Origin of the sequence: Phyllobacterium bourgognense, from assembly GCF_003337575.1 — a bacterium.
Taxonomy (GTDB): Bacteria; Pseudomonadota; Alphaproteobacteria; order Rhizobiales; family Rhizobiaceae; genus Phyllobacterium; species Phyllobacterium bourgognense.
The window spans coordinates 130,116-142,801 of record NZ_QPJM01000003.1 but is presented as its reverse complement, the minus strand read 5'-3'; the positions used below and the strand labels follow the sequence as shown (position 1 = coordinate 142,801).

Sequence of the window (12,686 nt, the reverse complement as noted above, 5' to 3'; positions counted from 1 at the left end):
GAATTTTTCCTATAGCTCTAATTATTGAGTTGCGCTGGTTTGACTTGCATCGGTCTGTAACGTTAATAAGAACCACATTTTGCTTTACTGATCATTGTTTTGAACTGGACTTTTTCAATGACCTATTTTCAGCGCGTGGCGGCATTTGAGCCGCGACCAGATTTATCGGGCAATTTCAAACAACGTCTCGGTGGTTATCTGACCGCCCGCTTCCAGCCGCTTGCGGAACGTTTTCGTTGGTTGAAGGCAGCCGCATGGAGTGAGCTACGCAGCTCCGCCGACACCCGCATCGTCTTTGATGCATTACCGGAAAGCGATGTCGCAAAAGTTTGTCACATCCTTTGCGCGACCGGATCATTTCGTGAAAATGCGGCGGTGCTGGAACTTGGCGCCGCATCGGGCATACAGACCATCGAAATGGCAACTTGCGGTGCATTCTCGCATGTGCTTGCCGTCGAACCGGAGGCCGTCAATTTTGCGGCCTTGCAGCGAAACGTCGACGATAACGGCGTGCAGGATATGGTTTGCTGCTTCCCGGGGGCCGTGGGTATCATCGATGGAATGACCAATTTCTACGTAGGCCGCGACGACAAGCAGCGAAGCGGCATGAAACAGCAGAGCCCCAACGATATCAAGACCAGAATCCCGATCAACACGGTCGAAACCATCCTGCAGGACGCACGTGTTCCGCTGGAGCAGATCGGTCTCATATGGATCGACATCGAAGGTTACGAGGCCATCGCCTGCCTGTCCATGACCGGGCTCATGGAACGCAACACTCCAATTTATGCTGTGCTTTCGCCGGAACTATATCACCGCGATCATGGTTCGAGTTTCGTCCGCTATCTCGCCACATATTATCGCCGCTGCGTCTTGCTGACGGGCGTGGAACCTCGAATCGTCAATGTAGCGGACATCCCGCTCGACCAGGGAAGCGTGCGCGTCCTGCTGATCGATTGACCGTGAAATCAGCGAGATTGGTGCTGCATTTTTTGCACCCATCTTGCCAAACTGGCGTCATTGCCGCATTCATGTCCCCGCTGTTCGCTAAAGCGTGTCGCGATCTTTCAGATTCGCCCCTGCGCTTTAGATCTTTGATTTTTTACGCATGCGTTAACGCAAAACCGCTGCACACTTGCGCGACACGCTCTGGCGAGGATATTGGCACATGACGACAAGGCACCTTCAGGTGATCATTCTTTCCGCGCTGCTCTCGGGCTGCGCAGGTATTCAAAGCCAGCTCGATAATGAAAAAATTTCATCCCTGCGTTATGACAGTGTCGCCTGCCCCGCACTTGTGGCGCAACGCAACCAGGCTGTGGCCGAGATCAGCCGGCTCACCAATGGCCGCGGCTACCAGGATCCGAATGTGGTCACCGGCTTCGGTCCGTTTCTGCCCGACTATCGCACGGCAAACCAGAAGCAGGCCGGCGCCTTGCAGGGACAGGCCGATTCAATGACGCGGTCAATCGATCGCCGCAAATGCACCGGATAACCCACCATTCGTTGATTTGCTTGAAGAATTATTGAATAATTTTCTCATATTTTCTCATCTGGCAGACGGATTTACAATCGGCCGCAAACGTTGTTTCGTGTTGCCACGTCCGGATTGAACATATGGACGGATCGCAACTTGGGGGCACGATCATGATCTTCGGTATGACGCCGTTTACACTTTTCCATGTGATTCTAAGCCTGATCGGTATTGTTTCAGGGCTGATTGTTCTGGCGGGTCTTATTGGCTCCGACAGGAAGGAAAGCTGGACGCTGATCTTCCTGATAACGACAGTGGCGACGACCGTAACCGGCTTCCTGTTTCCCTATAGCGGCTTCACGCCGGCCATAGGGGTGGGCATCATATCGTTGATTTTCCTCATCGCAGCCATTGCCGCGCTCTATGTCTACCGCCTGGCCGGTTCCTGGCGCTGGGTCTACGTCGTCAGTGCAATCGTATCACTCTATCTGAACTGCTTTGTTCTCGTCGCGCAGTCGTTCCAGAAGATACCGGCACTCAATGCGCTCGCACCTACGGGTTCTGAACCCCCGTTCGCGATCGTACAGGGTGTCGTACTGGCATTGTTCGTTATCGCGGGCTTTCTTTCATTGCGACGGTTTCACCCGGCATACGCCTGAAAACCGCAGGTTTTCAGGTTCGCGAAAACGGGGGCAAGCGGCGCTCTTGCAAGGAGTTCACAGCATGTCGATGATCCTCTGATACGCATGCGAAAACCGGCGCTGCAATTCCAGTTGAATAACCGCAAAACTAAGCGTACACCTATTAGCTTAAGCGAATAAATTGCTTTCAGCCTTTTGGATAAGCCCACTAGGTCAATTGTTCTTCTAAGGGAGTGACAAATGGGAGACGTGACGCTTCATACCCCGCACAATGCCTGCTGCGCTACACCGCAGATTCTACAAAAAGTCCGCGAAGAAATGCCAAACAAGCCTACCAGCGCCAACAGGCTTTCGGATATCCTGAGACGAGCCAAAGGCGGTTTTGCGCATCGGCGTTTTAAACAGCACACGAAATAATCCGCGTCGAAAGTCACGGCAGGATTGACATCAAGATCGCTGTGGCTCGGCTGCGGCGATCTTTGTGTATTTACCTTGTTTGACTTTGTCCGCTTGCCTGCACGGCGGAACCGCCACATCATATTCAGATCTATTGCCCCGTTGTCGGAACCGCTTATCGCTGAAAACCATTTGGGACGTGACAGAAATTGATGGGGATTGATCCCATGATGGGTTTTCGAGCTAATTATATAGACAGAATTACTAAGTTGTTTTCGCCCTGGCGCTATGGCCTGATGCAATCCGAGCCGTAGTTTATCGCGGCTCCAAGTCCTCTTAATCACTGTTTTCATTGGCAGATGTGGGAGGCACCAATGGAAGAGGATGAAAAAAAGGAAAAGGAGGATTATGCGCCCTACATGACGTCCATCTGGGGCTATCTCATAATCTTTTTGATCATCATACCAATTGTCTTGTATCTAGGCCGTCAGTTCGGAAGGTGAATTCTTGTGTCGTTAACGAGCTTCAACAAGAGGGCGAAGTCCCCTGCAACAATGACATATGCCCCATCGAATGATGAAAACGGGTACGCTGCCGATAATGGAATGAAGTTTTATCTGTACTGGCCGCCGGCGATGATCATGATTCTGCTGGCCGTCGGAAGCTATGCAGTGGGAATGTACTTTTCCTAGAACTTCCTATCGCCGCGGTGCTTCGTATTCGGGCACAGTACTGGTGGGCCCGAAGAAATATTTGCGCGGGTCCTCCGCGATTTCTGAAACGCTGCGATCAATACCTTCAACCGCGCGCCGGCTGTTCGAGATGAAGCGCTGTGCATTTTGTAACGGTTGACCCGTCAAATTGCCGAGATTGTTGAGCACGGCGACGAGCTGCGTGTTCAGGTCCTTGGCTTGCTTCTGATAGGACTGGAGCCTGGAGCGTATTTCGCTGGCCACGCTGTCCTTGTCGTCCGAAAGCTGCTTGTCGACCTTGGCCAATGTTTCATCGACGCGCATGGAAGATTTGTTCACCCGCGAGATGACATCGCGCGCGTCATTCATGAGTTCTCCGACGCTGCGTGCCTTTTGGCCATATTCGTTTATCATTTCGGTTTTGCCGGCAAGGTCGTCGGTAAATTCCTTGGCCTGCTGGATGCTCGCAAGCAGCGGTCCACGCGTTCTCGCGACGTATTCTTCCGTCGCCGTCGTCGCCTTGTCGACGCGGTCGATCCAGTCCTGCGCAGTCTGCACCAGCGTCTTCAGGGACGATGGATCGACGTCCATACGGGCAATCGTGTCTTCCTTGTCCGCCTCTTCCAGAAGCTTGGGCTCATAGGCCTTGCCGCCCGTCAACTCGAGGCGCGCTTGACCGGCCAAAATTTCGAAGGCAAGCGTTGCCACGGTCGAGCGCGTGATCGGCGTGGTCGAGTCGATCTCAGTCTGAACGATAACGGCGTCGGGATTGGTCGAATCAATAAAGAGACGCTTTACCTCACCGACCTTCAGGCCGTTGAAGAATACCGGGCTGTTCGCGGCCAGGCCCGTGACGGAACCTGGAACCCTGATTTCCAGCGTCGACGTTTCCCGCGTATCGCCATAACGACCGACCCAGTAAAAGAAACCAAACGCCAGCGCACAGACCACAAGGCTGAAAACCGTAACGAGAAGATAGTTGGCCTTGGTTTCCATCGATTCTTTTGAGGCGACTCCGCGATTGTATGAGTGATCCATTCATTACCGCCTCAAGGGACGGCAAATCAATGGCGAACCAATAATCCGAGACCAGCGCCTTGAGTTGACAACGGAAAAAAGAGAATGATGTTTGACACTATTGGACTGGCAAACAGCATTTGATCGGGAGCGGATCATGATGAACTTGACGATTTTGGCATTCGCATTGGTGTCATTCATCGGCATCGCAACGCCAGGACCGACAGTGCTGCTGGCGCTGACAAACGGCTCGCGTTTCGGTATCAGGACCGCATGCCTCGGCATGGCCGGAGCGGTGCTGTCGGATTTTGTCCTCATCGGCGCGGTGGCGCTGGGTCTCGGCGCACTCCTCGCCGCGTCGGAATTCTGGTTCGCCATGGTCAAGTGGATCGGCGTCGGTTACCTCACCTTCCTCGGTATCATGCTGTTGCGATCCAAGGGAACGCTCGAGGTCCTGCATACGAGCGGCAGTGCAGGCTCTTCATCGCGAGCAGTATTTCTGAAGAGTTTCTTCGTCGCCGTCACAAATCCGAAGGGATATCTGTTTTTCTCGGCGTTTCTTCCGCAGTTCGTCGCGCCGGAATTGCCGCAGTTTCCGCAGTATCTGGGACTGGCGGTGACCTTCGCACTGATCGATTTCGCCGTCATGTTCGGCTACGCCGTTCTGGGTTCGCGTGCGGTGCGCCTGCTGAAGAAATCCGGTGCGCTCTGGCTCGACAGGATCTGCGGCGGCGCATTGCTTGCCCTCGCCGGCTCGCTCGCGTTCTATCGACGGGCGAGCGCATAGAACTGACACCAAAATAATTACCCGACGCGCAGCTGTCATGAACGAGTCTTATGATTCCGATGATTCTGCGCGTCGGGAAATTCAACAATGGACCATCACGACCTCAACCTGCGACCATTTCGCTTCGAAGAGATCGAAACGTTGCGATCGATCGAGAAATCCGCTCGCTTGCGTTATGCCGGATGGGACGGTCTCGAGATGGTGGTGGACGCTCCGTCTATCGCTGCAGAACGTTTTCTCAGTGGCGAAACAGTTGTCGCCGAAATCGATGGAAAATGCGTCGGCTATGTTCTGATGCAGCCGCTCGACGGATTGATGTACATCGCCAGTATCATGGTTGCTGCCGATTTCTCCGGAAGCGGTGTGGGCGCAGCATTTCTCGACGTGGTCAAGTCGCGTGCCAGGGACTTGAAACTATCGGGCGTCATGCTGACGACCTTCCGGGCACCGCGGTGGAATGGTCCGTGGTTTCGCAAATATGGCTTTGAACCCATGCCGGAAGAACGGATCGGCCCCTGCCTGCGGGCAATACTCGACCGTCACGCAACGGTTCTCGACATGTCGAAACGCGAAACGCTGTGGGTTGAATGGCACTAGGGTCAGGAGCATTCTCGCCTCATTCTATCAACAGCAAGCCGCGCTTGTTCTCGCCATCGAACGTGTCCATCGCCTTGAACAAACGTTCTCTCTTGACCAGCCAAGGCTTGTAATTTTCGTTCACGTCGAGAACGAAAACCGCGTCCTCCGCCTCCAGATATCCACCGATGGGCGAATGATGACCGCCGCCGCCGCCGAAAATCGCTTCCCGGGTAAAGTTTATGATGTAGCGGCGATCCGGATCATTGGCGTGTTTCATATGCTCGTGAAACTGCTCGGCGGTGAGGTCGCGAATGACCGAGACTTTTCGCTCAGTATGGGCATGGGCGACTTCGGCGAGCTCGTCCAGGGTGAGTCCGATGATGCAGAAGCCGGTCCAGCATTTACCCGTGCCTTCGAGGACCTGCGCTTCCGTGGTTTCCTCCTCGCCAATGGAGCGGAAGGCGTTTGCGATGCTTGCCGGGCCACAGCGGGAACCGTTGGACTGCCAGGTCACGTCCGAGTTGAATGTAGCGGCGACCGGGAGGCGCCATGCTCGCTCCAGGAGTTCCGGTGCACGATTGACCGACAGCTCTATCGCCTTGGGTGAAACACTGGATTGGCTGGCAATAAAAACAGCGGCGGCGCCTAGCAGACCGGCGCACACGGCTAGACCAAAAATGAGGCCACGTTTCATCACCGGCACTCGCGAATTGAGCAAGGACCAAGGTTAGCGCATGGAGCGCGACGCAGCAAACCATGCCTGTTTCTGCGACACAGTCACCGGCGCATCTGTTGTGGCACTGTCTACTGAAAGACATACTATTGACGCCGGTCCAAGTGCGTTTTTTAATGTCGTGGTCGCTGGGTCTGTCAACGGCATACCAGCGATTGAGAGACATACAAGTGCTCCCGCCTTTGGTGGTAGGAGGCGCCATCATGTCCCTGCATCTCTTTGAAAAACTCACCTATGACGAAGACGATTGGTGCATTTTGGAGGACGCCCACATCAGGGCTTGTGACCTTCTCGGCGAGCCGCCAGTATCCTACAAAAATGCCGATCGCCTGGCACGCCACATCATGAAACTGTTCGATGCGGGCGTCCGCGACTTTGAGATGATTGCGACGATTGCGGCCCATCGCGAAGTCCTCCTGGATCGCAAAGCCACATATCATTGATTGTAGCCAAACATGTGTGATTGCCAATCCTGGAACGGTTTGGTGGCCACGACTGTAGCGAAACGACCGCTCATGAGCACAGGGACAGCAGCTCAAACTCTATCGTATAGCTCTTGGTCAGCAATGTCGTCATTCCAACTGATTAGCCGCTGGTGAATTGCCCCGGACTATCCCCGGTAGTAAAATCCCTACCCAATAACAAGAAAAAGACTGGGGCGGGACCATGAGAAGAACTCGAAACTATTCTGACTTCGAAGAAAGACGCACCCGGTCATTTCTGGTCAAGGTCTGCGATTATGGCGTAGCCATATTGCTGCTGATAGGCGTTGGCTACTCGACTTACCTGGACATAGAAGCCCGCTTCAAGCCGAGCGAACATGCGCTGTTGGCTGCACAGCGCGCCGAGATCAACGCCAAATCAACGATCAAATAACCTCATCGCTGATCAATTATCTTTTCTGGCCAGTATCGATCGGAGAGGCTAACGATCTTTCCGTAGAGCCGGCTTGACATGAATTGTCCGCGGGCGGACAATTCATCGTTGGGTCACAGACCCCGCAGGTGAGGTTCGGTCGTATGTGGCACACTTCGATGGCCGAGCCTCACTGCGGGCGGTGCGCCGCAGCCATCGCTTATTCTGCAAACCGATCGCTGAATGATGCGTTGTGCGGAGCAGTCGACCCGCCAAGTCGACAGCGGCCCCGGCAGCCATCATCCAAGCGCAAGGGGCGCCGGACCCCACCTCCTCCGGATCGGTATCATCAGACCTAAGACTTTGCGAAACCAGACCTTAGTCTGAGCATGCGCAGGCATTTGGTCCATATTGCCACTGCCATTTTGGGAGTATTTTAGCGGCGCCGGCACCACCCCCGGGCCGGCGAGGCCTGCTAAAAAGGACACCGCTTCTTTTTCACACAGCAGACCCAACCGACGCCCGACCTTCCGGTAAGTTGCATTCCGGAGGGTCGGGCTTTGTACTTGCCGACCTGCGGCACCACAAGTCCCGTCGAGGCTCCGCCGAGCCTGCAGAAAGGGCTACTGGAGTTGGCCGAGCCAAGCGAGACGCTTCGTGTCAACCTTCGCGCCACTGACATGCGCACGGCCACCGGTGCCCGGTATCGCCACAGTCTCGTCCCGCTGGTCAAGATCGATTTGGCCGATCTCGTTGGCGTGCTTCTCGGCGCTCCGCTTTGGATCGCCAATAGTCGGCGAAGACAACGATCCCCTCCTTTTCCGCCGCGAGCCTGGCGGCCGCTTTTGGGGAGAGCGTAACGTTAACATCGAAACCCATGCCATCCTGTGCTGTTGCCGGGATGGAACCTGCCAACAACAGGATGGGCGCAAGCGACGATCCATGGCGTTTCACAATCCGCCCTGCCTCGAACCCCTCACGCAAGTATCAATTCGCGGCCGGAACGGGGCAGCTCATATCCCCTTCCTGGCATTTCAGGTAACCCTCGAAGTTTTTGACACGCAATTGCGTCAGGTCGTCCAGGCATTGCGCGACGAGCATTGGCAGCATGCTTCCACCGGCAGCCAGTGAAGTCTGGAAATTGCACTCTGCGTCGCGAAATTTGGTCCAGTCCCGCTGTGCCTGAACGAGAAGCTTCCTGGTATTTGCGTCGTCCTTCAGGCGCGCTTCGATTTGCGTGTAAAGCTCATTGAGCTTTTTGTCGGATTTACCGAGTGAAGCACCGGCACACTGGTTCAAATCGTACTGAGTCTTGGCGTCGTCGTAGCATTTGTCTTGCGCGAAAGCGAAAGTCGGCATGGCCAGAACCAAGGCAGCAGCCAATGTCGCGGTTTTCATCGATTGTCCTCCGTTTAGAATCCAAAAACAGCTCGTGCGCCTTCAGTAAAGCCCTTCATAATCTGGCTCATGTTACTGACCCAAAGGTTCAACTTGCCAAAATGTTGCATGAAACTGCGGCATAAGGCAAGTTTAGCTCGATGCATTTGGTTAAATTTCAAATTAGAATTTGCTAACAAATTCAAAGTTTCTCCAATTCCCTGTAACAGATGGAACGACGACTGATCACAAACGCCAAAACGGGACGTTGTCTCGTCTGTTTGCCAAATTATTCTCGCTTCTGTGACTTTTATTCTTCCAACCTTGGTGCAATCCAATACAGAAATTAATACTCAACTGTTGGATTATTGCCGAGTGCGCCTGGCGATTGGATTGTCGTGCGACAGCGCCCGGCTACGGGGCTGCAGCGCCACGAGCTGCCTTTCGATGAAGTCGACAAAGGCCCGGGCTTCACCTGTCCAGATTTGAGCGCCAGTGCGAACATCCATTCGGATGCGATGCCGGGTCCAAGTCCGGAAGCACGGCGTTCCATAAGGGAGGCCTGCCCTTTGGAACACTTCTGTGGCTTCGGCGCTCTAGCTCGGCTGCGAGCGAGCGCAACCATAATTATATGCCATGAAGGTTAGATGGAACCTACCGAGACCGGTAAGCCTGATTCAGCGGTCCGTTAAGGGGCGTTATAGTCCTCGAATACCTCTTTTGAGCAGATAGACGCCCCTCAATGGCGCATTGTACTCTGCCCTAAAGGATACTTCGGAGGAGGTAGCCATGCCGCAACGGACTGTGTGGCATCGGACCCGAGATATGGGTCGTCTGTTCCACGAATTCGGCCCCGGGATGCAACCACTAAGGTTTCTGTGGAGCCTAGCCCACGGCAAGTCCCATGACGGAACAATGTTATTCAGAGTGCGTTCACTTGGCCATCAACCAATATCCGTCAGACCGGGCACCAGCGATCTGGTAGTGCTTTATGAGACTTTCGGTGCGTCATATGATGCACCCCCATCAATTCTTTCAAAGGAAAAAGCGACACGCATTTGGGACCTTGGCGCAAATATTGGTCTGACCGTCGCGCTGTACGCTGCTGCTTTTCCACTAGCGAGGATAAGTGCCGTGGAGCTGGATGCGGCCAATGCCGAGCTCGCACGCACCAATACCATCACGTTTGGTTCGCGCTGCGAGATCATTACAGGAGCTGTATGGTTCGAGGATGGAGAAATCGAATATGTCATCGACGCAGGTATGGAACACGGCGCACATGTCACCGAAGCGGCTAATTCCCCGACACGGAATTCGCGCGCTTGGTCACTCAATACTCTTTTCAAGAATGACGACCTGATCGACTTTGTAAAGATGGATATCGAGGGAGCGGAAGCGTTGGTACTTACGCGAAATACCGAATGGTCCACCAAGGTTGCCTGTCTCAAGGTTGAATGTCACTCGCCCTACACCGTTGCGCAAGCGGTAGCCGACCTGGAGCCACTGGGCTACGAAGTTGAGCAAGAGTCGAGACATTGGGCCTCAGTCTTTGCGATCAAACCTTTTTTAGTCGGGCAATCGCCGACGTTACCATCGCACTAGGCACAATCGAGGGCGATGAATTCTGGCTAATCCCGAAGGCCGGGGCGTTGACTGCCCTTTCCGGGGAAGGCGACAGGTCCCCCCATTACGAGCCGCAATAGCGGGAACAAAGCGACCGCTTAATCGTTTCTGACTCGCCGTTCCAGTCACTCCCATTTTTTATAGTGCGGCACCGAATGCAATGATGCGCGTTTGTGCGCTGGCACCGCCCGCTTCGCATCCGTCAGGATAAGAGGTCTCCCGTGTTGGAAAACCCAGTGGGTGAGGAATTCGGCGGCGTCTCGACCCGGAAGCGCCAAAACGTAGTACTCGTTACGGGGGCATCGGGGTTTATCGGTACTGAACTTGTCAAACAGCTTGAGGCGGCAGGCAACCGGGTGATTTGCACGTCGCGAGAACCATCAGGTGGCGGTTCCCCGTACGTCCGTCTGCCTTATACGGACGAGCCTGCAAGTGCCTTCGAAAATATCCTGGAGAACGTCGACCATGTCGTCCATCTGGCCGCCATCCATCACGCCAAGCGAGCAGTATCAGCCGAAGAATATTATGCCGCCAATTGTCTGCTGACAGGCAGACTGGCCACGGCTGCGCATAAAAAGATCAGCGGCAAATTCGTCTTCACATCATCGATCCGGGCGCAGTGTGGCAGCGTATTCGACGGTGTCTTGCGGGAAAGCGACCCGCCGCAGCCAACAGATGACTACGGGCGGGCAAAACTCGCCGCAGAGGTCGAAATTGCCGCTGCTATGCCCCGCCGGAATTATACGATCCTCCGGCCAGTTCTGGTCTACGGCCCGAACGCTACCGGCAACCTTGCCAAGCTCACGCGGCTTGCTGCATTGCCCATCCCCCTGCCCCTGAAGTCGCTGCCTGGCAAAAGGTCGCTGCTTGACCTCGGCGCGCTTTGCGCGGCGATCTTCCATAGTCTGCAAGAGCCGAAGACGGATGGCGAAACTTTCATCGTTGCGGACAACTCACCTCTGAGGTTGGGGGAAATCGTGGCGGCCATGCGCCGCGGGATGGGCCACAGTCCCCGATTGTTTTCCGTCCCGGAAGCGTTTTTGAGCATCGCCGCAAAGATGACCGCACAAACCGATCGCAAGCAAAGACTGTACAAGGATCTTGTTGCCAGCTCGGCCAAACTTCAGTCCACGGGCTGGGAGGCCGTGGATGATTCAATGCGGCGAATAGAGGAGGTGTCAACAACGGTAACTTCAGCTCAGCGGGCGATATCATCTCTTGCAGCAAGATATCCATTCTTGTTGTTGCCACGCGATTTTCGCTGACACCATATATCGAACTACTTGGTTTCATCCGGCAATTGAATTGGTGGGCTCAACGTTAACGGCGGAACTGGCCCCGGCTCAGGATTGGGAATAGGCGGATCGTCCGGCAGTGGCGGGGCCGGTTCCGGCTCTGGAGTAGGTATTGGATCACCCATATCAATGTCTCCCTATAATGAGCTCTTAACTGCTTACCGTAAGGGAATGTTCCGCCCGCTAAATGCCTAATAAGGCGTCGCGCTAAGGCCAAACTGCTTTGATCCGCACCGAGCAGTTGAACCTGGGCGCGAGGCCCTTGTGCATGGCGCTGTGGTTTCTGGATGCCGTCGCCGCATCAGGGATCGGAACAAATAGCGGTGAAAAGTCCAAACTCGGATACAGCCGAGTCTACCAGATAAGTTATTGAAAAGTGGCGATCCCGACTGGATTCGAACCAGTGACCGTCGGCTTAGAAGGCCGGTGCTCTATCCAGCTGAGCTACGGGACCAATATGAGTTCCTGCGGAAAGCAATCTTCCCGGGAAAAATCGAAAAACGCTATTCTAGTGTGTCCAGGGCTGCTTGCGGTCAAAGCGGAAATTTTCCGAATAAGACACGATACGCCGGCGTGTTTCCTTGGGCTCCTGCACGACATAGTCGATGGCATTTTTCTGCGCGTAGGCGATCGCCTCTTCCTTCGTCTCGAAAGTCAGGCGGATCTGGCTCTTCATGTCGCGCGATGACGTATAACCCATCAGCGGTTCAATCTTGCGCGGCTGCTCCGGCTCGAAGTCAAGCGTCCAGGTCCCGGTCTTGGCCTTGCCGGATTGCATTGCGGTTTTTGCCGGGCGGTAGATGCGTGCTGCCATTGAAGAGATTCCTTTGTCTGCAATCCCGATATATTACAGGCTTCAATTCAGTTCCAGCAGCATTTGCTTGGGAATTGGTCGGAGCGGCAGGATTCGAACCTGCGACCCTCTGGTCCCAAACCAGATGCGCTACCAGGCTGCGCTACGCTCCGTCCTTTGTTTGACGCTGCTGTCCCTAGAGTCTTCGTGATCGGAAAGCAATAGCTCAAGACACGAAAAAAGCAGAAAACCGAAACGAATGGTTTGCAAAGGCAACATGTGGCACCAAAAGTCCCCGTTCAAAGATCGGCTCCTTTGTCCCCAGATGGCGACTTGACAGAAAAGTGAAGTCAGGAACCACAAAAATTGACCTTTTGATCTGGTCATCGTCAACGAGAAGGTTAGATCGATGGTCAAACGCAAT

The 12,686-nt window shown here is 54.5% G+C and carries 14 protein-coding genes and 2 tRNA genes; 9 read left to right on the top strand and 7 right to left on the bottom strand.

Annotated elements, in window-relative coordinates:
* Positions 1-117 precede the first annotated feature (117 nt).
* The 3 genes from C7476_RS07045 to C7476_RS07035 all read left to right on the top strand — a co-directional run bounded on the left by C7476_RS07045 (position 118) and on the right by C7476_RS07035 (position 2,133).
* Entirely contained in the window at positions 118-960 is an 843-nt protein-coding gene (locus C7476_RS07045) for an FkbM family methyltransferase (RefSeq protein ID WP_114429185.1), read from the top strand.
* A 208-nt stretch (positions 961-1,168) separates the two neighbouring features.
* Positions 1,169-1,495, top strand: a complete 327-nt coding sequence (locus tag C7476_RS07040; RefSeq protein WP_114429184.1) for a hypothetical protein — start codon at positions 1,169-1,171, stop codon at positions 1,493-1,495.
* 122 nt (positions 1,496-1,617) lie between these two features.
* The gene (locus C7476_RS07035) at positions 1,618-2,133 is read left to right on the top strand and encodes a hypothetical protein (RefSeq protein ID WP_245426201.1); all 516 of its coding nucleotides are present in this window, start codon (positions 1,618-1,620) and stop codon (positions 2,131-2,133) included.
* A 1,076-nt stretch (positions 2,134-3,209) separates the two neighbouring features.
* Here C7476_RS07035 and C7476_RS07030 read toward each other — a convergent pair.
* Complete coding sequence (locus C7476_RS07030; protein WP_245426198.1) at positions 3,210-4,241, bottom strand: MlaD family protein; 1,032 nt, start codon at positions 4,239-4,241, stop codon at positions 3,210-3,212.
* 136 nt (positions 4,242-4,377) lie between these two features.
* Between C7476_RS07030 and C7476_RS07025 the strand changes: the two genes are divergently transcribed.
* Entirely contained in the window at positions 4,378-5,007 is a 630-nt protein-coding gene (locus C7476_RS07025; protein WP_114429453.1) for a LysE family translocator, read from the top strand.
* An 87-nt stretch (positions 5,008-5,094) separates the two neighbouring features.
* Positions 5,095-5,604, top strand: a complete 510-nt coding sequence (locus tag C7476_RS07020; protein WP_114429182.1) for a GNAT family N-acetyltransferase — start codon at positions 5,095-5,097, stop codon at positions 5,602-5,604.
* 19 nt (positions 5,605-5,623) lie between these two features.
* Here C7476_RS07020 and C7476_RS07015 read toward each other — a convergent pair whose 3' ends face one another.
* Positions 5,624-6,280 carry a phytochelatin synthase family protein gene (locus tag C7476_RS07015; RefSeq protein WP_114429181.1) on the bottom strand — a complete coding sequence of 219 codons (657 nt, stop codon included), beginning with the start codon at positions 6,278-6,280 and terminating at the stop codon, positions 5,624-5,626.
* Between the two features lie 242 nt (positions 6,281-6,522).
* Here C7476_RS07015 and C7476_RS07010 point away from each other — a divergent pair, with 242 nt between their 5' ends.
* A complete protein-coding gene (locus C7476_RS07010) occupies positions 6,523-6,762 on the top strand; it encodes a hypothetical protein (RefSeq protein WP_114429180.1) in 240 nt (79 codons plus the stop codon).
* Positions 6,763-6,985: 223 nt separating this feature from the next.
* Positions 6,986-7,195 (top strand): hypothetical protein, encoded by a 210-nt coding sequence (locus C7476_RS07005; RefSeq protein WP_114429179.1) that lies wholly within the window; start codon positions 6,986-6,988, stop codon positions 7,193-7,195.
* Positions 7,196-7,797: 602 nt separating this feature from the next.
* Here C7476_RS07005 and C7476_RS07000 read toward each other — a convergent pair.
* Together C7476_RS07000 and C7476_RS06995 are read right to left on the bottom strand one after the other, a co-directional pair.
* Positions 7,798-7,980 carry a hypothetical protein gene (locus C7476_RS07000; RefSeq protein WP_114429178.1) on the bottom strand — a complete coding sequence of 61 codons (183 nt, stop codon included), beginning with the start codon at positions 7,978-7,980 and terminating at the stop codon, positions 7,798-7,800.
* Between the two features lie 181 nt (positions 7,981-8,161).
* Positions 8,162-8,572, bottom strand: coding sequence for a lysozyme inhibitor LprI family protein (locus C7476_RS06995; RefSeq protein ID WP_114429177.1), 411 nt, complete (start codon positions 8,570-8,572; stop codon positions 8,162-8,164).
* Positions 8,573-9,376: 804 nt separating this feature from the next.
* Between C7476_RS06995 and C7476_RS06990 the strand changes: the two genes are divergently transcribed.
* Positions 9,377-10,153, top strand: a complete 777-nt coding sequence (locus C7476_RS06990; RefSeq protein ID WP_181872372.1) for an FkbM family methyltransferase — start codon at positions 9,377-9,379, stop codon at positions 10,151-10,153.
* A gap of 257 nt (positions 10,154-10,410) precedes the next feature.
* On the top strand, positions 10,411-11,439 hold the full coding sequence (locus C7476_RS06985; protein WP_181872371.1) for an NAD-dependent epimerase/dehydratase family protein: 1,029 nt from the start codon (positions 10,411-10,413) through the stop codon (positions 11,437-11,439).
* A gap of 407 nt (positions 11,440-11,846) precedes the next feature.
* On the opposite strand, the gene C7476_RS06980 is transcribed toward C7476_RS06985, so the two are convergent.
* The 3 genes from C7476_RS06980 to C7476_RS06970 all read right to left on the bottom strand — a co-directional run bounded on the left by C7476_RS06980 (position 11,847) and on the right by C7476_RS06970 (position 12,435).
* A tRNA-Arg gene (locus C7476_RS06980) sits at positions 11,847-11,923 on the bottom strand.
* Between the two features lie 54 nt (positions 11,924-11,977).
* On the bottom strand, positions 11,978-12,283 hold the full coding sequence (locus C7476_RS06975; RefSeq protein WP_114429174.1) for an ETC complex I subunit: 306 nt from the start codon (positions 12,281-12,283) through the stop codon (positions 11,978-11,980).
* A 75-nt stretch (positions 12,284-12,358) separates the two neighbouring features.
* Positions 12,359-12,435, bottom strand: a tRNA-Pro gene (locus tag C7476_RS06970).
* Positions 12,436-12,686: the final 251 nt, after the last annotated feature.

Excerpts from the sequence above, each read along its gene's own strand:
- C7476_RS07045 (WP_114429185.1), top strand. The coding sequence starts at position 118 with ATGACCTATTTTCAGCGCGTGGCGGCATTTGAGCCGCGACCAGATTTA.
- C7476_RS07040 (WP_114429184.1), top strand. The coding sequence starts at position 1,169 with ATGACGACAAGGCACCTTCAGGTGATCATTCTTTCCGCGCTGCTCTCG.
- C7476_RS07035 (WP_245426201.1), top strand. The coding sequence starts at position 1,618 with ATGGACGGATCGCAACTTGGGGGCACGATCATGATCTTCGGTATGACG.
- C7476_RS07030 (WP_245426198.1), bottom strand. The coding sequence starts at position 4,241 with ATGGATCACTCATACAATCGCGGAGTCGCCTCAAAAGAATCGATGGAA.
- C7476_RS07025 (WP_114429453.1), top strand. The coding sequence starts at position 4,378 with ATGATGAACTTGACGATTTTGGCATTCGCATTGGTGTCATTCATCGGC.
- C7476_RS07020 (WP_114429182.1), top strand. The coding sequence starts at position 5,095 with ATGGACCATCACGACCTCAACCTGCGACCATTTCGCTTCGAAGAGATC.
- C7476_RS07015 (WP_114429181.1), bottom strand. The coding sequence starts at position 6,280 with ATGAAACGTGGCCTCATTTTTGGTCTAGCCGTGTGCGCCGGTCTGCTA.
- C7476_RS07010 (WP_114429180.1), top strand. The coding sequence starts at position 6,523 with ATGTCCCTGCATCTCTTTGAAAAACTCACCTATGACGAAGACGATTGG.
- C7476_RS07005 (WP_114429179.1), top strand. The coding sequence starts at position 6,986 with ATGAGAAGAACTCGAAACTATTCTGACTTCGAAGAAAGACGCACCCGG.
- C7476_RS06995 (WP_114429177.1), bottom strand. The coding sequence starts at position 8,572 with ATGAAAACCGCGACATTGGCTGCTGCCTTGGTTCTGGCCATGCCGACT.
- C7476_RS06990 (WP_181872372.1), top strand. The coding sequence starts at position 9,377 with ATGGGTCGTCTGTTCCACGAATTCGGCCCCGGGATGCAACCACTAAGG.
- C7476_RS06975 (WP_114429174.1), bottom strand. The coding sequence starts at position 12,283 with ATGGCAGCACGCATCTACCGCCCGGCAAAAACCGCAATGCAATCCGGC.